16 protein-coding genes are annotated in these 20120 nt (G+C 65.6%); 12 read left to right on the top strand and 4 right to left on the bottom strand.

All coding sequences use genetic code 11. The features are described 5' to 3' along the window. Positions 1-160: 160 nt before the first annotated feature. The 9 genes from glf to C8D78_RS04765 all read left to right on the top strand — a co-directional run bounded on the left by glf (position 161) and on the right by C8D78_RS04765 (position 10251). A complete protein-coding gene (gene glf, locus C8D78_RS04805) occupies positions 161-1348 on the top strand; it encodes a UDP-galactopyranose mutase (protein ID WP_120950780.1) in 1188 nt (395 codons plus the stop codon). After that, positions 1345-3363 carry a glycosyltransferase gene (locus tag C8D78_RS04800; RefSeq protein ID WP_120950779.1) on the top strand — a complete coding sequence of 673 codons (2019 nt, stop codon included), beginning with the start codon at positions 1345-1347 and terminating at the stop codon, positions 3361-3363. Before glf ends, C8D78_RS04800 begins: the two co-directional genes overlap by 4 nt. A gap of 1 nt (position 3364) precedes the next feature. Next, positions 3365-4246, top strand: a complete 882-nt coding sequence (locus C8D78_RS04795) for an ABC transporter permease (RefSeq protein WP_120950778.1) — start codon at positions 3365-3367, stop codon at positions 4244-4246. Then, positions 4247-4972 (top strand): ABC transporter ATP-binding protein, encoded by a 726-nt coding sequence (locus C8D78_RS04790; RefSeq protein ID WP_120950777.1) that lies wholly within the window; start codon positions 4247-4249, stop codon positions 4970-4972. It begins immediately after the preceding gene. A gap of 99 nt (positions 4973-5071) precedes the next feature. Then, entirely contained in the window at positions 5072-6361 is a 1290-nt protein-coding gene (locus C8D78_RS04785) for a nucleotide sugar dehydrogenase (RefSeq protein ID WP_120950776.1), read from the top strand. A gap of 48 nt (positions 6362-6409) precedes the next feature. Further along, entirely contained in the window at positions 6410-7006 is a 597-nt protein-coding gene (locus C8D78_RS04780) for an acyltransferase (RefSeq protein WP_120950775.1), read from the top strand. Continuing rightward, positions 7003-8094, top strand: a complete 1092-nt coding sequence (locus tag C8D78_RS04775; protein ID WP_120950774.1) for a DegT/DnrJ/EryC1/StrS family aminotransferase — start codon at positions 7003-7005, stop codon at positions 8092-8094. The genes C8D78_RS04780 and C8D78_RS04775 overlap by 4 nt, the downstream gene beginning before the upstream one ends. A gap of 1 nt (position 8095) precedes the next feature. Continuing rightward, positions 8096-9091 (top strand): Gfo/Idh/MocA family protein, encoded by a 996-nt coding sequence (locus C8D78_RS04770; protein ID WP_120950773.1) that lies wholly within the window; start codon positions 8096-8098, stop codon positions 9089-9091. Next, the gene (locus C8D78_RS04765) at positions 9088-10251 is read left to right on the top strand and encodes a glycosyltransferase family 4 protein (RefSeq protein ID WP_120950772.1); all 1164 of its coding nucleotides are present in this window, start codon (positions 9088-9090) and stop codon (positions 10249-10251) included. Before C8D78_RS04770 ends, C8D78_RS04765 begins: the two co-directional genes overlap by 4 nt. Positions 10252-10328: 77 nt before the next feature. Here C8D78_RS04765 and wecB read toward each other — a convergent pair whose 3' ends face one another. From wecB to C8D78_RS04750, 3 genes are all read right to left on the bottom strand, one after another. Further along, the gene (gene wecB, locus C8D78_RS04760; RefSeq protein WP_120950771.1) at positions 10329-11405 is read right to left on the bottom strand and encodes a non-hydrolyzing UDP-N-acetylglucosamine 2-epimerase; all 1077 of its coding nucleotides are present in this window, start codon (positions 11403-11405) and stop codon (positions 10329-10331) included. Positions 11406-11485: 80 nt separating this feature from the next. Continuing rightward, positions 11486-13492: a DUF6541 family protein gene (locus tag C8D78_RS04755; RefSeq protein WP_120950770.1), complete on the bottom strand. Its 2007-nt coding sequence runs from the start codon at positions 13490-13492 to the stop codon at positions 11486-11488. A gap of 108 nt (positions 13493-13600) precedes the next feature. Further along, positions 13601-14746, bottom strand: a complete 1146-nt coding sequence (locus tag C8D78_RS04750; RefSeq protein WP_120950769.1) for a glycosyltransferase — start codon at positions 14744-14746, stop codon at positions 13601-13603. A gap of 55 nt (positions 14747-14801) precedes the next feature. Here C8D78_RS04750 and C8D78_RS04745 point away from each other — a divergent pair, with 55 nt between their 5' ends. The 3 genes from C8D78_RS04745 to C8D78_RS04735 all read left to right on the top strand — a co-directional run bounded on the left by C8D78_RS04745 (position 14802) and on the right by C8D78_RS04735 (position 18129). Beyond that, positions 14802-15908 carry a glycosyltransferase gene (locus C8D78_RS04745; protein ID WP_120950768.1) on the top strand — a complete coding sequence of 369 codons (1107 nt, stop codon included), beginning with the start codon at positions 14802-14804 and terminating at the stop codon, positions 15906-15908. A gap of 75 nt (positions 15909-15983) precedes the next feature. Continuing rightward, positions 15984-17105 carry a glycosyltransferase gene (locus tag C8D78_RS04740; protein ID WP_120950767.1) on the top strand — a complete coding sequence of 374 codons (1122 nt, stop codon included), beginning with the start codon at positions 15984-15986 and terminating at the stop codon, positions 17103-17105. Positions 17106-17121: 16 nt separating this feature from the next. Further along, on the top strand, positions 17122-18129 hold the full coding sequence (locus C8D78_RS04735; RefSeq protein ID WP_208641878.1) for a glycosyltransferase: 1008 nt from the start codon (positions 17122-17124) through the stop codon (positions 18127-18129). A 6-nt stretch (positions 18130-18135) separates the two neighbouring features. Here C8D78_RS04735 and C8D78_RS04730 read toward each other — a convergent pair whose 3' ends face one another. Then, positions 18136-20001 carry an ABC transporter ATP-binding protein gene (locus tag C8D78_RS04730; RefSeq protein ID WP_120951698.1) on the bottom strand — a complete coding sequence of 622 codons (1866 nt, stop codon included), beginning with the start codon at positions 19999-20001 and terminating at the stop codon, positions 18136-18138. Between the last annotated feature and the right edge of the window lie 119 nt (positions 20002-20120).

Below are 20120 nucleotides of genomic sequence, written 5' to 3'. Positions count from 1 at the left end.
GCCGGGAATCCCCGGAATGAGCGGCTTCCAGGGGGCAGTTGGCCGTGCCGCCGGCTCGTGGGATAAGCCGCGGGTCGCCTGTACCCTCGCTGTCTCAGGTAGGCTAGACCAGCAGCCAATGCACAACATTGCGCTGCCCGCATTCGAACCAGGAGAGTTTGTGACCGCTGACCTCGTCATCGTAGGGTCGGGCTTTTTCGGCCTGACAATCGCAGAACAGGCCGCCACTGAGCTGGGCTTGAAGGTAGTCGTCATTGACCGCCGGCACCACATTGGCGGCAACGCCTACAGCGAAAAGGAAGAGCAGACCGGCATCGAGGTGCACCGCTACGGCGCCCACCTCTTCCACACGTCGAACGACCGCGTGTGGGAGTACGTTAACCGCTTCACGACGTTCACGAACTACGTGCATAAGGTCTACGGCGTGCACAAGGGCGAGGTCTACTCCCTGCCCATCAACCTGGCCACGATCAACCAGTTCTTCCGGGCCAACCTCACCCCCGGGCAGGCGCAGGAACTGATCAAGGAACAGTCCGGCGAACTGGCCGGCACCGATCCGCAGAACCTGAACGACAAGGGCATCCAGCTGATCGGCCGCCCGCTCTACGAGGCGTTCATCAAGCACTACACCGGCAAGCAGTGGCAGACGGATCCGAAGGACCTGCCCGCGAGCATCATCTCCCGGCTTCCGGTGCGCTACAACTACGACAACCGGTACTTCAACGACAAGTACGAGGGCCTTCCGACCAACGGTTACACCGCGTGGATTGAGAAGATGGCGGAGCACCCCAACATCGAGGTACGGCTCAACACGGACTTCTTCGATGAATCCCACGAGTACAGCAAGGGCAAGGTAGTCGGCAACATCCCGGTCGTCTACACCGGCCCGGTTGACCGCTACTTCGACTACGCCGAAGGCGATCTTTCCTGGCGCACCATCGACTTCGAAGAAGAGGTGCTCGACGTCGGGGACTTCCAGGGCACGTCGGTGGTCAACTACAACGACGAAGACGTTGCGTACACCCGCATTATCGAGCCGCGCCACTTCCACCCGGAGCGCGACTACCAGACGGAGAAGACCGTCATCATGCGCGAGTTCTCCCGTGCCGCGGAGAAGGGCGACGAGCCCTACTACCCGATCAACACGCCCACGGACCGCGACCGGCTCCTGAAGTACCGCGACTTGGCCGCGGCCGAGCAGGATGTCCTTTTCGGCGGACGACTCGGCACCTACAAGTACCTGGACATGCACATGGCCATCGGCTCAGCCCTGACCATGTTCGAGAACAAGATCCGCCCGCATTTCGAGGGTGGCGCCAAGATTGAGAGCGGAGGGGTGGACGCATGAGCGTTGACCAGCAGGATAGTGAGACTGTGACGGCCGGACAGGGCAACGAGGCTACCTGGCAGACCATTCAGCGCGTAATCCTTCCGGGCGAGCGCGGGCTTGAGACCCTGCCGCTGTACATGGACTCCGGTGTTGTGAGCAGCTCCAGCGACGTCTCGGCGGAATCCTCAGGGTTCGGCCGCGTCAAAGCACCCGTCACGCTCCTGGACTCGGCGCGGATGGCGCACGCGGATGACATCACTTCGCGGACCAGCGCCTCCGTGCGCGCCGGCGAGCGAATCTCGTTCGCGACGTATTTCAATGCCTTTGCGGCGAGTTACTGGCGCCGTTGGACCACGGTCGAGGAAGTCCGCCTCAGGGTTCGGACTTCTGGCCGGGGCACTGTCAGCATCTACCGCTCCAACGCCCGTGGCTCGCTGCAGCACGTCGAGACGACGAGGGTGGTCGGCGAGGCGGAGACCGAGTTCGTCCTGTCCCTGGCCCCCTTCGGCGACGGCGGCTGGTACTGGTTCGACGTCACGGCCGGCACCGAGGGAATGGAGTTTGTCGGGGCCGAATGGCAAACCCAGGCCGAGCGCCGGCAGACCGGTTCGATCACCGTGGAAATCACCACCCTGAACAAGACCGGCTACTGCATCAACAACCTCCGCATCCTCGGACAGCACCCGGAGGCGCTGGCGCACGTGAAGGAAGTCATCGTCGTCGACCAGGGCACCGACAAGGTGGCCGAAGCCGAGGGCTTCGCCGACGTCAAGAGTGCGCTGGGCGGCAAGCTCCGCATCATCGACCAGGACAACCTGGGCGGATCGGGCGGCTTCGCCCGCGGCATGTATGAGGCAGTGGAGAACGGCAGCGACTACGTCCTGCTGCTTGACGACGACGTTGTCATTGAGGCCGAGAGCCTCACCCGGCTGGGTACCTTCGCGGATTACTGCAAGAAGCCCACCCTGGTCGGCGGCCACATGTTTGACCTGCACGACCGCAACGTCCTGCACACCCTGGGCGAGGTCGTTAACCCGTACTACATCGGCCCGGCGGAACCCAATCCCAACCAGGAAATGCGCCACAACTTCGCGCAGCAGAACCTGCGGGACACCCCCTGGATGCACCGGCGCGTCGACGTCGACTACAACGGCTGGTGGATGTGCTTGATCCCGACTGCGGTAATCCGCGAGATCGGCCTGTCGCTGCCCGTCTTCATCAAATGGGACGACTCCGAGTACGGCGTCCGCGCCAAGGCCGCGGGCTACAACACCGTTTCGCTGCCGGGTTCGGCGGTCTGGCATGTCTCCTGGATCGACAAGGATGACCTGGTGGGCTGGCAGGCCTACTTCCACACCCGGAACCGCTTCATCTACGCATTGCTGCACAGCCCCTATGACTTCGGCGGCGGCCTCGTGGAGAACTCGATCAAGCTTGACCTCAAGCACAACATTTCGATGCAGTACTACACGCTGCAGGGCCGGATTGAGGCCATGAAGGACCTGCTCCAGGGCCCCGGCAACCTGCACAAGATCCTTCCTACAAAGCTCCCCGAGATCCGGGCCATGGCCCAGCAGTTCTCGGAAGCACAGTTCAAGCCCAGCTTTGACGACTACCCGTCGGTCATGTCCACCAAGGTGCCCCGCCGCGGCAAGGGCGTATCTGTACCGTCCTACCTGCAGCTGCTGCCGTGGGTGGCAAAGACAGTGGTCCGGCACGTCGGCTTCCCGGTGTCGGAGAGCAGCAAGGCCCATCCCGAGACCATCGTGGCGCACCAGGACAACAAGTGGTGGAGGGTTTCCCAGTTCGACAGTGCGCTGGTATCCAATGCTGAGGGGACCGCCGTCTCCTGGTACAAGCGCGATCCGCGCCGGGTCCGCAGCCTGCTCGCCGAGAGCGTCAAGATGTACGGCGAAGTGCTGCGCAAATGGCCGACCCTCAAGCAGGAGTACCGCGGAGCCCTCGCCGAGATCACTTCCATGGAAGCATGGAAGAAGACCTTCGACGAACACTCTCAGAATGAAGTGAAATAGCGTGACAACCACGATTTCCGGCGAATTGACCCGTCCGGGCCTCGGCGGTGGATTTCGGGATCTGCGCCAGTCCAGCTTTCTGCTTAAGCTTCTGGTACGCAAGGAACTGAAAGTCCGCTACCGGGGCTCGGTACTGGGCCTGCTCTGGTCCTACGTGAAGCCCGCCGTGCAGTTTCTCGTGTTCTACGTGGCTTTGGGCGTCTTCCTGGGCCTTGAGCGCAGTGCACGCAACCCGGACGGCCTCTCGAACTATGCCGTGTATCTCTTCTCCGGAATCGTGCTGATCAACTTCTTCTCCGAGGCGCTCGGGAACTCGGCACGGTCGATCGTGAATAACGGCAACCTGATCAAGAAGATCTACCTTCCCCGGGAGCTGTTTCCGGTGGCATCGGTCTGGGTGTCGGCGGTCCACTTCTTCCCCCAGCTCGTAGTCCTCCTGATCGGTTGCCTCGTTGCGGGGTGGCATCCGGACGTCTTCCAGCTATTGGCGGCGGTCGGCGGATTCGCCATTGTGGGCTTCCTGGCCACCGGGCTCGGACTGCTTTTCGGCGCCGCCAACGTGTATTTCCGGGATTCGGAAAACCTCGTTGACATGCTGTTGATGGTGGCCACCTGGGCATCGCCTGTCATGTACTCCTGGACGATGGTGCAGGCCAAGCTGGGCCCGGTGGTCTTCGCCATCTACCAGGCCAACCCCATCACGGTGGGCGTCGAATTGTTCCACTACGCGTTCTGGTACCCCACAACGGACGGCTCCGCCGCGATGCCCCCGAACCTCTTCAGCCTCTGGTTGCCGATCGGCCTCGTCATTTCGCTCGTGGTCCTGGCGCTGGGACAGCTGACTTTCCGGCGGCTCGAGGGCCGCTTCGCTCAGGAGCTGTAAATGGCAAACGCGATCGAAGTTTCCAATGTCAGCAAAGAGTTCGTGCTTCGCCACACCCGTTCCATCAAGGAGGCGGTTGTGTGGCTGGCGAAGGGCCGCAAGGGTGATCTGTCCAAGAAGTTCCACGCCCTGAAGGACGTCTCCCTCATGGTGGAAACGGGGGAGACCGTGGCGCTGCTGGGCCTCAACGGATCCGGAAAATCCACCCTGTTGAAGCACATCTCCGGCGTCATGCTCCCGGATTCCGGCAGTGTGTACACCCGCGGCCGTGTGGCCGGCCTGATCGAGGTCGGAGCGGGCTTTCATCCGGACCTGTCCGGACGGGACAACGTGTACCTCAATGGAGCGATCCTGGGGATGACGGAGAAACAGATCAACGAGCGGTTCGACGCGATCGTGGCGTTCTCCGAAATCGGTGAATTCATCGACACGGAGGTCAAGTTCTATTCCTCCGGGATGTACCTGCGCCTGGCTTTTTCCGTGGCCGTCCACACGGATCCCGAGGTCTTCCTGATCGACGAAATCCTTGCGGTGGGGGATGAACCGTTCCAGCGCAAGTGCATCGCCAAGATCCAGGAGCTGGCCGAGCGCGGCAAGACCCTCGTCGTCGTCAGCCACGACCTGGACCTGGTGTCCCGGATCTGTGACCGCGGCGTCCTGCTTGAACACGGAAATGTAATGTTTGATGGGCCGATCAGCGAGGCGGTAAGCAGGCTCCGCAGCTAGTCGGCAAACCCCGCTGCGCCGTCGCGGCGCGGCAGCCGCTAGGGTGGAGGCTGGTCCTTCGGCCCCGCCGCCAGGCATGAGAGAAAAGGCACGAAAATCGTGAAGATTGCTGTAATTGCGTTGGGTAAGATCGGCCTGCCCTTGGCCGTCCAGTTTGCATCCAAGGGTCATGACGTCGTCGGCGTCGACGTTAACCGGCAGGTTGTCGACCTCATCAACGCCGGAACGGAGCCATTTCCCGGCGAAGCCCGGTTGCAGGAAAAACTCTCCGAACTGGTGCCGGCCGGGAAGCTCCGGGCGACGACCGACTACGCGGATGCCGTCCCGGACGCCGACGTGGTCGTTCTCGTCGTTCCGCTGTTTGTCGACGCCGAAGCGAATCCTGATTTCGGCTGGATGGACGCGGCGACCGCCGAACTGGCCAAGCACCTGACGCCGGGCACCCTCGTGTCCTACGAGACCACCCTTCCGGTCGGCACCACCCGGACCCGGTGGAAGCCGGCCCTGGAATCGGCCTCCGGACTGGTCGAGGGACAGGACTTCCACCTTGTGTTCTCGCCGGAGCGCGTGCTCACCGGCCGCGTGTTCGAGGACCTGCGCAAGTACCCCAAGCTGGTGGGCGGCCTGTCTGCTGAAGGTGCAGCCAAAGCAGTCGAGTTCTATCAGGCTGTGCTGGACTTCGACGAACGCACGGATCTGGCCCGCCCGAATGGCGTCTGGGACCTGGGCTCCGCCGAAGCATCGGAAATGGCGAAACTGGCGGAAACCACCTACCGCGACGTCAACATTGGACTTGCCAACCAGTTTGCCCGCTATGCCGCCACGGCAGGCATCGACATTTACCAGGTCATCGAGGCCGCCAACTCCCAGCCCTACAGCCACATCCACACACCGGGAATCGCCGTCGGCGGACACTGCATCCCCGTGTATCCCCGGCTGTACCTCTGGAACGATCCGGAGGCCACCGTGGTGCGCGCAGCCCGCGCCGCCAACGCCGATATGCCGGCCTACACCATCGGACTGCTTGAGGGAGCCTACGGCGACCTGACCGGCGCCCGCGTGGTGGTACTCGGCGCGGCGTACCGCGGCGGCGTCAAGGAGACGGCGTTCTCCGGCGTCTTCGATGCCGTCAAGGCACTTGAACTGCGCGGCGCCGACACGTTCGTCCACGACCCGCTCTACACCGACGAGGAACTCCAGAAGCTGGGCTTCCAGCCCTACCACCTGGGGGAACCGGCGGACGCGGCCGTGGTCCAGGCAGACCATGCCGAATACCGCACGCTGGGTCCGCAGGACCTCCCAGGCGTCCGGGTGTTCATTGACGGCCGCCGGGTAAGCAGCCCCGAGGCGTGGGACGGCGTCCAATACCGCGTCATCGGCAAGGCATGACCTCGGCAACTTCGCCGATCGATTCTTCCCTTTGACAGGAGATCCACGATGAATAACATTGCCCCGAGCGCCGACGTTTCGGACCGCGCGGTGCTGGGCGCCGGAACCAAGATCTGGCATCTGGCCCAAGTGCGCGAGGACGCCATCCTCGGAGAGAACTGCATCGTCGGCCGCGGCGCCTACGTCGGCACCGGCGTCCACATTGGCGACAACACCAAGATCCAGAACTACGCGCTGGTTTACGAGCCCGCGAAGCTGGGAAAGGGCGTCTTCATCGGACCCGCGGTGGTCCTCACGAATGACACCTACCCCCGCTCGGTCAGTCCCGATGGGTCATTGAAGAGCGCGCACGACTGGACCCCGGTGGGCGTCACCATCGAGGACGGAGCGTCCATCGGCGCTCGAGCGGTCTGCGTGGCGCCGGTGACGATCGGCCGTTGGGCGACCATCGCCGCGGGCGCCGTCGTCACGAAGGACGTACCCGCCTTCGCCCTGATGGCCGGGGTGCCGGCCAAACGGCTTGGTTGGGTCGGAAAGGCCGGCTTCCCGCTGCGCGAAGCGGACGGGTTCTGGGTGTGCCCCGAGACCGGCGCCAAATATGTTGAAGAAGAAAACTTCCTGAAAGAGGCAGAGGACAACGCATGAGCCTGGACTTTATCCCCGCAGCAAAGCCGATCATCGGCGATGAAGAGCGGGCGGCTGTAGATGCCGTACTCGCCTCCGGAATGCTGGCCCAAGGCAAGCAGGTAGCCGACTTCGAAACCGAGTTCTCTTCGGTGCTCGTCGACGGCCGCGCGGCCGTCGCCGTGAACTCCGGCACCTCCGGCCTCCACCTGGGTCTCCTCGCCGCCGGCGTCGGTCCCGGCGACGAAGTGATCGTGCCGTCCTTCACCTTTGCCGCCACCGGCAACGCGGTGGCACTGACCGGTGCGACTCCGGTCTTCGCCGACATCGAGCTGGAGCACTACACCCTGGACACGGCTCACGTCGCGTCGCTGGTCACGGAGAAGACCAAGGGCATCATGCCGGTCCACCTGTACGGCCACCCCTTCGACGTCGAGGGCCTCGGCCGGCTTGCCGCCGAGCGGGGCATCGACCTCTACGAGGACGCAGCCCAAGCACACGGTGCAAGCTTCAACGGGAAAAAGGTCGGCAGCTTCGGCACCTTCGCCATGTTCAGCCTGTACCCGACGAAAAACATGACCTCCGGCGAGGGCGGCATGGTAACGACGTCGGACGCCGACGTCGAGCACAAGCTTCGGCTGCTGCGCAACCAGGGCATGGAAAAGCAGTACCAGAACGAAATCGTCGGCTTCAACGCCCGCATGACCGACCTGCACGCCGCCATCGGCCGCGTCCAGCTCACCAAGGTGCTCGGCTGGACCGCGCAGCGGCAGCAGAACGCCGCATTCCTCGACGCCAACCTCGAGAACGTCGGCACCCCGGCGGTCAAGGCGGGCGCCGGCCACGTCTACCACCAGTACACCATCCGGGTCCCCGAGGACCGCGACGGGCTGGCCAAGGCACTGCGGGAGGAGTACAACATCGGAACCGGTGTGTACTACCCGGTCCCGAACCACAGGCTTCCGTCCTTCAACCGGACGGAAGACCTGCCCAACACGGAGACGGCCGCCAAGGAAGTGCTCTCCCTGCCGGTTCACCCGTCCCTGAGCCAGGACGACCTCGAGCGGATCGTGGCTGCTGTCAACGCCGTGGCCAAGGCCGGTGCCTGAGATGGCGAATCTGCGCGTTGGCCTAATCGGGCTGGGGATGATGGGCCGGCACCACGCCCGGGTCCTTCGCGAATTGCCCGGCGTCGATCTGGTGGCCGTGGCGGACGCCTTTGGCGATCCGCACGGCGTGGCCGGTGGACTGACGGTGCTGTCCTCGGTGGAGGAACTGATCGCCCAGGGCCTGGACATGGCGGTCGCGGCCGTCCCCACGGGGATGCATGAGGAAGTCGGTCTGGCCCTGGCCGAAGCCGGCATCCACACCCTCGTGGAGAAGCCGATTGCCGCAAGCGCCCCCGCAGGCCAGCGGCTCGTGGATGCGTTTGCCGCCAAGAACCTCGTCGGGGCCGTGGGCCACATCGAGCGTTTCAATCCGGCCCTGCAGTCCCTGCGGAAGCGGATTGAAGCGGGCGAACTCGGCGAGGTTTACCAGATTGCCACCCGCCGGCAGGGTCCCTTCCCGTCGCGCATCGCCGACGTCGGTGTCGTCAAGGACCTCGGCACGCACGATATCGACCTGACCGCATGGCTGGCCCAGAGCCGCTTCGATTCGATCTTTGCCCACGTCACCACGCGCAGCGGCCGTCCGCATGAAGACATGGTTGCGGCGACCGGGCAGCTGGAAAGCGGCGTCATCACCAACCACCTGGTGAACTGGCTCTCTCCCATGAAGGAGCGCCTGACCATCGTCACCGGCGAAAAGGGCGCCTTCGTGGCCGACACGGTCACCGCGGACCTGACGTTCTTCGAAAACGGCACCGTTGCCACCGAGTGGGATTCCATGGCAGCCTTCCGGGGTGTCTCCGAGGGCAACATGACCCGGCTTGCCATCGCCAAACCAGAACCGCTGCGCACCGAGCACGAGGCCTTCCGTGACGCAGTCCTGGGACTGCGGAACGACGTCGTGACCATGCGCGAAGGCCTGGACACGCTTGCCGTCGCCGAGGCCGTGCTCGAGTCCGCGCGCACCGGGCAGATGGTCAAAGTCGCCGCCTCATGACGGACCTTCCCCGGTTGAGGGTCACGGTCGCCACCCGGCTCTTCACCCCCGAAGTGGGGGCCGCCGCCTTTCGTCTCCAGGCGCTGGTAGACGGGCTCGTGGCCGCGGGCGCGGAGGTTCAGGTCGTGACCACCCGCGCCCCCGGCGGAGCCTCGGCCGGCGCCGTACCCTACAGGATCAGCCGTTGGCCCGTGCTGCGGGACCCGGGCGGCAACGTCCGCGGCTACTTCCAGTACCTGAGCTTCGACATCCCGGCGTTCTTCCGGCTGCTGGTACAGGGCGCGGATGTCGTCGTCTCCGAGCCGCCGCCCACCACCGGGCTGATGGCGGCCCTCAGCAGCCGGCTACGGCGCCGCCCATACGTCTACTACGCTGCGGACGTGTGGAGTGAAGCGCTGGCCGCAACCGACGTCCCCGGCGTCGTCATCGGCATAATGCGGCGCGTCGAAGGCTTCGTGCTGCGGCGGGCCGCCTGCGTGATCGCCATTTCCGACGCCGTCGCCGAGCAGGTGGCGAAGTTCGGCGTCCCGGCTGAACGGCTCCGGGTGGTGGCCAACGGGGTCGACACCTCAGTCTTCAGTCCGCAAGGCGAGACCGCCGTCAGTGACCGGCCCTACTTCGCCTACACCGGAACCATTTCGGAATGGCAGGGAGCCGACGTTTTTGTCCGCGCGCTGCCGATCGTGCAACAGAAATATCCCGACGCGGAGATCCGCTTTTTCGGGCAGGGCACCGACGAGCCGGCCCTGCGGGCGCTGGCGGCCGAGATTGCTCCCGGGAGCGTGGTTTTCGGCGGAGTCGTGCCGCCCCGGCAGGCTGCGGCCTGGCTGCGGGGAGCAGCGGCAGCACTCGTCAGCATCAAACCCGGCCAGGGCTATGACTTCGCCAAGCCGACCAAGATCTACGCGGCCGCGGGATGCGGGACCCGGGTGATATTTGCCGGCGCCGGCGAGGGGGCCGCGGTGGTCGCTGACAACGGACTCGGCGACGCCGTGGACCATGACCCCGATGCCGTGGCGGCTGCGATGATCGCCGCACTCGAAACCGACGACGCCGACCGGGATCTCCGCGCGCAATGGGTGGCGGACCACGCCTCCCTCGCAGCTGCAGGCCAGGCAGCGGCGGCTGTCATAGCCACGGTGGCAGAAGCCTCCCGATAAGCGCCCCCGGACAGCAGCAGGGGCGGTCAACGGACGCCTGTACGCCCGTTGACCGCCCCTGAGAGGCGCCTGCGCCCCTACTTTGTGTCGGACTCCGCGTTGAAGCTCAGCAGCGCGTCCACGATTTTCTCGGCGGCGTGTCCGTCACCGTAGGGCGCTGCGTCCGTGGGCTCGGGGGCAGGCCGCTTCACCGTGTCGGCCAGGATGGAGAGGTCCTCGCTCACGAGGACGTTCCACCGTGATTCGAGGGTCTCGACCCACTCCGTCTCGGGGCGGATGGTGGTGCACGGAACCCGCAGCAGGAAAGCTTCCTTCTGCAGCCCGCCCGAGTCGGTGATGACGCCTGCACTGTTGACCACGGCGTTGACCAGCTGCGGATAAGCCAGCGGCGGGCACACCCGGATGCTTCCCTGCTCGAGCTTCAGCCCGTGACGTTCGGCGAAACTGACCAGTCGCGGATGGGCCAGCAGGAGGACCGGACGGTCCAGGGACGCCAGGGACGCCAAAATGGACCCGAGCCGGGCCGGTGAGTCCGTGTTGTCCGGCCGGTGGATGGTGCTGACGTAGTATCCCTGCGGGGCCACGTCGAGGGGGAGCGGCTCCTTCCGGCTCTCCAGCAATGCGCGCACCTGGTACAGGACGTCGGTCATGACGTCGCCGACGAGGACCGTCTTGGCGGCGAGACCCTCATTGGCCAGATGGTCAACGGCCACGCGGGTGGGGGCCAGCAACAGGTCCGCGGCGTGGTCGGTCAGGACGCGGTTGTGTTCCTCGGGCATGCGCCGGTTGAAGGAACGCAGCCCCGCTTCAAGGTGGGCCAGCGGTATGTGCATCTTGACCGAGGCGATCGCAGCGGCCAGGGTCGAATTGGTGTCACCGTAAACCAGGACGCAGTCCGGTTTGGCTTCTTCCAGGATCTCTTCGAGACCTCCAAGCATGGCCCCTGTTTGGGCGCCGTGCTTGCCGGATCCCACGCCGAGGTTGAAGTCCGGCGCCGGGATACCCAGATCACGGAAGAAGACATCGCTCATGAGTTCGTCATAGTGCTGGCCGGTGTGGGCGATGAGGTGCTCCGCCCGGCCGGCGATGGCTGACGCGATCGGTGCGAGCTTTACAAACTGTGGTCTTGCGCCGACGACGCTGAGAATACGCATGGTCCCAGCTTAGGCGATAGCTGCGGCCCGCCATGGCCGCTGTGATCCTGCGCACAGGTCATAACCGGAGCCCGGTACGGTCAGCAGGCATCGATTTTGTAGAGTTTGGCCGCGCCCTGCTGGTCCACCAGCTCGACCTTCGCGCCGGGGGTGGTGACCACATTGACGAAGGCCGGGTAGGCACCCGCCACGGCGAAATTGAGCATATAGAACTGGCCGAAATCGAGGATGTAGCGCACATGGTCTTTAGTCGCGAGCTTGCACGTCTCGGATCCGGGCTGCGCCGTGGTGACGTCCTTGGCGATCTTGCGGAGTTCGGCGTCGGGATCCGGGGATAGGTGGTATTGCGTGACGTGGCGGCCCGAAATGGCGAAGGCCAAAGCACCGCCGTTGAAAGGATTGACGCCGATTACAGCGTCCTTTGGAACCGTCGAATCGAGCCTGGACATCAGCGCGAACTCGTCGTCGGAGACCACCCAGCCCGGGGCAAAAGAATACGACTTTTGGATTTGGTTGGAAACGGTTACCAGGCCGGGGCCGTGGTAGCGGTCGACCAGATTGGACAACGCGAGCGCAAGGATCGCGGCTGCTGCAACGGCATAAAGGCCCGCGGATCCGCGGAACTCGGGGAGGCCGAGCCGCCGGCCGGAGGAGCGCTTTGCGGTGATGCGCCGGAGCCAGCCCCGGACCGCGGACACCAGTCCGTCCGCCCCGACGCCGGCCAGGACGATCATGAACAACGGCACCAAAGCCGCGAGTCGGTACGGATCCTGGTACCAACTGCCGGTCGTGAAGTGCCGGAAGCGGCCTTGATGCATATAGACGGCAACGATGTAGAGGGCGGCCGCGATGAGCGCGCAGGCAATCATCCACCCGCCTTTGCGGCGCCAAAGAATGGTGATGATGCCCAGCACGGCCGCCACCGAGGCGACCATCGTCTCGCCGCCGCCAAGGAGGCTGCCCGTAGCGACGTCGTTGACGGCGTCCGACAGCGTCCGGCTCGGTTTCCAGTTGTCATAGCTCAGGAGCAGTGCCTGCCAGATGACCAGGAAGGCGGCGGCCGAGGCCAACCCCCAAAGCACCACGAGCGCGATTGACCTGGCACGGGCCTTGGCACGGATGCGGGCGCGCAGCTGGGTGAACCACGCGGCGGCAATTAGCGGGACGGAGAAGGCCAGGAGTGCTGTGACGCCGTTGGGCTGTGAAAGGAACAACGCCGCAACCGCAATGATCAGGAAGGACCAGAGGCTGACATCGTCCAGGAATCTTTCGCGCCCGACTTTGAACAGCCCCACTAGGACGAGCACCGCCAGGGGCAGCAAGCTGTAGGCCAGGGTGTTGGGGTAGAGCGGGCCCCACTGGAGCAACTGGAAGGGGAAGATCCAGAAGCTGCCGCTCAGGACGCCGGCCACCACCAGCGGCAGGACGCGGGGACCGACGATGCCCCGGACCAGCATGATGCAGGCGAAGGGCCACAGGAGGGCGCTCACCGCCACGATCACGGCGTTCTCGCTGACAAAGACGTTGTTGTTGGTCAGCTGGGCAACGAGGGCAGCCAGCGAGTGCCACACGGACGGGTAGATGGCGATCCCGGCATCCGGGCTCAGCATCCGGCCCAACGTCAGTGACGAGGCGTTACCGGTTTCGAGGATGTACCGGATCGCGTTGAGGTGAAAGATGTTGTCGTACACCTGGGCGAAGTTTCCGGGCTTGCCGACGGCGGGCAGCAGGCGGTTCAGTATCAGGGTGGAGCCGGCCACCAGGCCGCCCAGGATTGCCACCCATTGGACGGCGGGAACTACCGAGGCGGGCGCGACGGGGGCAACCCGTCCCTTGACAAATCTCCGCAGCACTATTGCCAGGCCGGTGCAGACTGCCGTCACCAGCAGGTAACTAAAGAGGCCCCAGTCGAGCCGGACCAGTCCACCCACCACGCCGGCGAGCCCGATGAGTCCACAGGACGCCAGGGGTGACATCGCCGCGGACGCGAAGCCCTTGGCGCCTAGTGCCCTTGCCAGCACGAACCCGGGAAGGAACATCAAGAGTGCGGCCACGGCGATAGCGGGAAACGCCTGCCACCAGTTCATTAATGCTCCTGCTCGTCCGATTTACCGACTCGAGTCTAGCAAGCCGGGCGGGTCGCCCTGCGCCCGGGAACCGCGGCAGCAGGCGGTGCGGCGGTGCGGGTTACCCGCTTAGGGCGCAGCGGGCGGGGCTGTGAAAACGCCGGCTCTGGCCCGCAGCCTCTCGCTGAGGTAGTGGCGGAGCGTCGAATCGCGGGACAGGGAGTCCTGCAGGCGTGGAGTGAGCAATGCCTCCCGGCGTCCGGAGCCGCGGTAGTCCGCCACCAGGACGCGCAGCTGCTGAAGTTCACCGGCCGAGCCCGCGGCCCGGATGAGTGCGGAGTCGCGCCGGCTGATACTCGGAATGGAACCGCCGGCAAGAGCCAGGACCCGGTCGGAGACGTCGCGCCAGTACAGGCTCTCGTCGGGATCCCACAACGGGGCCTGGCCGGGGGAGTCGGGGGCGTCAGCGCGCCTGAGCAGGGCCCCGATGCCGTGCACCCTCAGCACCTTGTGCGCGACGGCACGCCGTTCCGGCGTCGACGCCTGCCGCAGCCAGTCCGTGTCAAGCAGGTTTTCCAGCCACGCGAACTCCTGCCTGAGCGGCCGGATTGAGCTAGTTACGCGGGCCGGCCCGGAGTCGTCCGTCTGACGGTAGGCTGGCGCGCCGTACGGATAGCAGATGGCCCCGGAGCGGAACCACAAGCGCAGTGTGGGTTCAAGGTCTTCGCCGGTCAGGATGCCCTCGGTGTAGCCGAACCCCAGGGCGAGCAGGCTTTCCCGGCGCAATAGGCCGTACGGCACGCTGCGGTAGGCCAGCCCGTCGCGGAGGGGGTGGAGGATCTCGGGCTTTGACGGTCGAATTCGTGGGGACGCGAGGATGTTGCCCGCCGGGGTCCGCAAGGGTGCGATCACCGCCGCGGCAGCATGCTTCTCGGCCGACTCCCACCAGGCCAGCAGCGAACCGGGCTCCAGGTAGTCGTCGGAGTCGAGGAAGCTCACGTAGGTCGCACTGCTGCGGCCCAGGGCGTAGTTGCGGGGGCCTGCCGGTGACGCCACGCCGTCGGAGTGGGCCACGTAGGTGACACCCGGAAGCCCGGAAGGGAACCCGGGCTGGGAGAGGATATCCGCATCAAGGTTGTGCAGCACCACAGTCACGTGCAGGTCGACGCCGTGTGCCGCCAGTGCGGTGCGCTGGTCAGTGACGGATGCTATCCCGCGCGCCACCGGCCTTGCCGGGTCATGGACCGGGATGATGACTTCAATACTCCGGTTCACGGCGACGTACTCCTTGGCGGGCTGCGGTGGCTGGGTTCCGCGATAACCTTACTAGGTGGACAACCAAAGCCAGGATTCCGTGCTGCTCGACGTCGTGATCGCTGTGCACACGCCGGATCGGCCCGTGGAACGCGCGGTAGCCTCCCTGGTTGCGGGCGGACTGCCTACGCATCCGAACGGACAGCAGCGCCTCCGGATCAACGTCGTCTGCCACAACACCGAGGTGGAGCCGATCCGCGCCCGCGTGGCTGCCGAGCATCAGCCCCTGGTTCGGTTCCTGCATTACACCGACGGGATCAAGAGCCCCGCCGGACCCTTTAACCATGGAATTTCCCGGGCTACCGGAACCTGGGTTGCCATCATGGGAAGCGACGATTCGGTGGAGGCCGGCGCGTTGGCCCGCTGGGTCGAGAGCGCCGAGGATGAACGGGCCGACGTCCTCATCGCCCCCATGGCGCATGCGGGCGGCGGCACCATCCGCACGCCGGTGGTCCGTCCGACCCGCAGGGCAGGGCTGGACCCGGTGCGTGACCGCCTGAGTTACCGCACGGCACCGCTGGGCCTGATGAGGCTGTCGCTGGTTCGCGGCCTCGGCCTGATATTTCCCACTGACTACGCCACGGGCGAGGACCAGTCATTCTCCGCGAAGCTGTGGTTCTCCGGTGCCCGCATCAGCTACGGGCGCGGCCTTCCGCGCTACCTGGTGCATGACGATGCCCAACTGCGGGTCACCCAGACACCGCGGCCCGTGACGGAGGATCTGGCCTTTGCCACGGATTTGGTGGCCACCGACTGGTTTGCCGGGTTGAAGCCCGGCTCCCGTGAGGCGCTCGTGACCAAGCTCATCCGCGTCCACGTCTTCGGGCACGTCATGCTGCGTGCCCAGGCCGGAACCTGGAACGCCACCGACGCGTCCTTGATGGCAGCGGTGTTGCGGCAGTTGCTGTTCAAGGCCCCGCTTGCCGCCCGGCCGCTGTCCCTGGCCGACCGGCAACTTCTGGACGCCGTTGCGCGCGGGGAGGCGGACGCCGGGACCATGGCCGGGCTGGCCGCCGCGCGGCGGAGGTTCACCAGCCCCTGGACCTGGATGCCGCGCAGCCTGCCCCATGTCCTCCACCCGGAAGCTCCCTTACGCTTCATGAGTGCATCGGCACTCGTCTAAGCCCATTCGCCGAGGACATTCCCGGCAACCACCGCCGTGACCGCGGCGCGCCTGTCCACGCCACAGAAGGAACCCATGAAGATTCTCGTCATCGCCACGTGGTACCCGCACGATGAGAACCCCGCCGAGGCGCCGTTCAATGCAGACCATGTGGAGGCGATTCGACGCCGCGGGCACGAAGTGCGGGTGGTCCACGTCCGGCTGGGCGGCGGGCTGCCGATGCCGGGGATTGAATCAGGCGTCTGGGACGGAACGCCGGTGCGCCGCATCCTGGCAGACCCGGCCCACCCGCGCACTCTCCTGCGCGCCCTTGGGACCCTGCACCGTGAAATGGCATGGGCCGACGTCATCCACACCATGGCCTTTTCAAGCATCCTCGTCACCGCTCCGGCCTGGGCCGCGCGCGCCGTGACCGGTCGCGGCCCCGCGTGGGTCCATACCGAGCATTGGAATGGCGTGGTCAACCCCCGCAGCGTCTCGCCTCTGTGGGCCAAACTCTCCGGACTGCGGGCCGTGCTCCGGCTGCCGCATGTGGTCACCGGCGTCACCGGCCAACTCGCCGTCGAAATGCAGAAGTTTGCCCGGCCGCGTGCGGCGATGACCATCCCGTGCGTCGTCAAGGGACCGGCCAACCTGACCGCCGCAACGTTCGGCCCGGTTCTGCAGGTGGTGGCCGTGGGCGGCCTGATTGCACGCAAGCGTCCCAAAGAGGCCATCGAAGCGATCGCCTGGCTGCGGGACCGCGGCACGGATGCCCGCCTGACGTGGGTAGGCGAGGGGCCGCTTCGAGAGGAGTGCCAGGAGCTGGCAGGCGCGCTCGCACTGACGGAACGCGTGCGGCTGGTGGGGTCCGTCAAGCCCGCCGAAGTGGCGGCATACCTCTCCGAGGCAGACCTCTTCTTCCTGCCTACTGCCCAGGAAAACTTCTTCACCTCCGCCGCCGAGGCACTGGCCGCGGGCCGCGCCGTCGTCGCCACCCGGGTGGGTGGTTTCAGCGACTACGCCAATGACGCCAACAGCCGCCTGGTCAATGACCCGGCTCCCGAGGTGCTCGGACGGGCGATCCTGGACGCCAGCGCCGCATTCAAAACCGTCCCCGCCGAGGTCATCGCGGATCCCATCCGCGCACGGTTCTCGCCCGACGCCGTCGGCGAGCTCTTCGACCGTGCCTACGTGGCGGCGCTGGCACGTGCCTAGTGATCGGAGTCAGCGCGTGAGTAACGAACCGAAGGTTCTCCAGTTCAACGACTGTGCATTCGTGGCCCGGTCGATGGTGCGCGCGGCGCGCCGGGCCGGGATCACCTGGGACTATCTGCCGCCCGAACAGGTCCGCCCCCTCAGCGCGGCCCCGCGGAACCCGTTCATTGCCAAGACCAGGTTTGTTCCCTATGTGGCGCGACGGGCCGCGAAGCTGCTGCGGGCCGATGTGGTTCACGTCCATTACGGAACCAGTGCACGCCTGCTGCGCGAACGAGGCATGCCGCGCCGGCCCTACGTCTTGACGCTGCACGGGAGTGACATCCGGAGACAGTGGCGGGACCCGGCCTTCCACGACGAAATCCAACGGGCCATCGACGGCGCGGCCCACGTGTTCTTCGCCAACAACGACACTGCCGAAAACGCCCACGCGGCCCGTGCCGACGCGGAGTTCCTGCCGGCCCTCGTTGACGCCGCGGAACTGCCGGCCTGGGATCCGGCACCTGAGCCCTCGGTCCTCTTCGTCTCGCGCTGGGATGAGGACAAAGGCGTTGAGGACCAATTGCGGTTGGCGCGCGCCCTGCGCACCGCCCTGGGTCCCGGGATCCGCATGCTGGGGCTGAACTGGGGGCCGGGGGCGCACTCCGCGGCAGGCGCCGGTGTGGAACTGCTCGACCGGATGCCGCAGGCTGAATTCCACCGGCTCGTGTCCCGCGCCCACCTGACAATTGGCCAGGCGACGAACAACTTTGCCACCAGTGAATTTGAGGCGCTCTGCATGGGCGCGCCCATGGCGGCCCTTGGCCAGAGGCTGCCCAGGCCCGACGACGGTACGACGCCGCCCGTGTTGGAAGGCTCCGTGGAACAGGTGATAGAGCAGGTTGCCGGCGCGCTCCAGGATCCGCTGGCCACCGCCAACCGGCTCGGGGGAGCGGCATGGGCGCTGCCACGCTATGACGCGGCGTCCTACGTGGCGCGTTTGGACGCGCTCTACCGCGGGATTGCTAGTTCAGGCGGCAAATAACCAGCGCTAGGACGCCGCGTTCCTGCCGGCCAGCCGGGTGGCGTCATAGCCGCCGGCGGGGCCGGCCTCGGCTTCGGCGCCCGATCCGTTCGGGGTGTAGAGGCCCGCGAGGGCAGCCTGCTGGGCGAAGTCAGGGTTGACGCGAATGACCTCGTCGAAGATGCCCTGCGAAACGATGGTGCCGTCCTTCATGAAACAGATCTGGTCGTTGTGCCGGATCGTGGAGAGACGGTGAGCCACGGAGATCACCGTGATCTCGCCGTGCAGTTCGCTGATCGCGTTCGCGACGGCGGCTTCCGTCGCAGTGTCCAGCGCGCTGGTGGCCTCGTCGAGCACCAGGACCAGGGGGTCCATGTACAGGGCGCGGGCGATGCCCAGCCGCTGGCGTTGCCCGCCTGACAGCGCCAGACCCCGCTCGCCCACCCGGCCGTTGATTCCGCCGGCGCGGGTGTTGATGGTGTCCAGGAGCTGGGCGCGTTCCAGAGCACTCCGGACTTTGTCCTCGTCAATGTCGCTGCCCCAGCTCAGGGCCACATTCTGGGCGACCGTGCCATCGAAGATTGCCACGTCCTGGGGCACATAGCCCACACGCTTGCGCCAATCGGCGAGCACATCCTCAAGCGGCACGCCGTCGAGGGTCATGGTGCCCTTGGACGGCGTCAACAGCCCCAGGAAGATATCGATGAGGGTCGACTTGCCGGCGCCCGATTGACCCACGATTCCCACGGACGAGCCGATGGGCAGCCGGAGGTTGATCTTGGTGACCGCCGGACCTTCAGCGCCCGGATAGGTGAATTCAACGTCTTTCAGTTCCAGCATTTTCGGCTCGCTGGTGATGGGGGTCTTGCCAAGCTTCTCGGCGTTTTCCCTGAAAACGGCCGCATCCTTGATATCGCGCATCACGATCTCGGTGTAGGGAAGGGTCGACTGGATCAGGGTCATCTGGCCTTGGACGGTGGTGAGCGCCGGCACCAGCTTGAAACCGGCCAGGCCGAAGATCGCGACCGATGACATCGCTGTTTCCATGCCGCCAATCGAGTAGCCCACCGCACCAATCAGGAGGAAACCGCCGATTAGGGCCATGTCGATAATAAACTTGGGGACCGCGCTGATGAACCTGATATTTGACCGCGACCGGGCGGCGCGTTCCCGGCTGTGCAGGACGATGCCGCCTACTTCTTCCGCCTTGTCGCGGAGGGTGATTTCCTTGAGGGCCGCGAGCATTTCGGCCACCAGGGTTGACATGCGCATTGCGGCGTCGCGGTTCACCTTTCCGGCCTCATACGACTTCTTGGAGAGCCACAAATACAGGAATGCCGCGATGATCCCGAGATAGATGACCGTGGACAAAGCGGTCTGCCAGGAGGCGGCGACCAATACCACGAGGACGGAAGCGAAGGTCAGCGCCTGGGCCGGCAGCGTTACCGCGGGGAAGAGCACCCCCGAGACGGTGTTGGCGATCCCGACGTCGATCATCCGGACAAGCTCGGTGGTGGAGCGCTTCATCCGCTCCGTCCAGGGTGCACGGATGTAGCTCTGGAAGAGAATGGAGCCAATCTCGAGTTCATAGTCGGCAAACTTGCGGGTGGACACCCACTGGAGCCAGATGTTGAGCACTGATTTGAGGATCATGACCATGGCCGACAAGACGAGAATCACGAGGCTCGCCCCCTGGGTGACCACTCCCAGAACGGGCAGGGTCATTGTCCCGCCCTTGAGAATCTGGTTCAGGACCAGTGCAAAAACGCCCAGCGCCACCGAGTCCAGGAGCGCGAGAACCGCCGAGAGCACGCCAAACAGCACCAGGAACCGCCTGGCGTTGGCGGGCAGGAGGGGCAGTAGCTCGCGCATTGTGCGGCGCAGGTGTTTCAAGGAGTGCTCCAAAACGGCGGGGGAAGAATCCATCCCATACTACGCGGGGTGTTGCCGGGGCTCCTGCTGGGCCCGGAAGCCACGGCCGTTTGGGCAGGCGGAAGGCCGGCCCGCCCAGT

It is taken from the genome of Arthrobacter oryzae (assembly GCF_003634095.1).
In the GTDB taxonomy this organism is placed as follows: Bacteria; Actinomycetota; Actinomycetes; order Actinomycetales; family Micrococcaceae; genus Arthrobacter; species Arthrobacter oryzae.
This window is presented reverse-complemented; position numbering and strand designations above follow the sequence as displayed.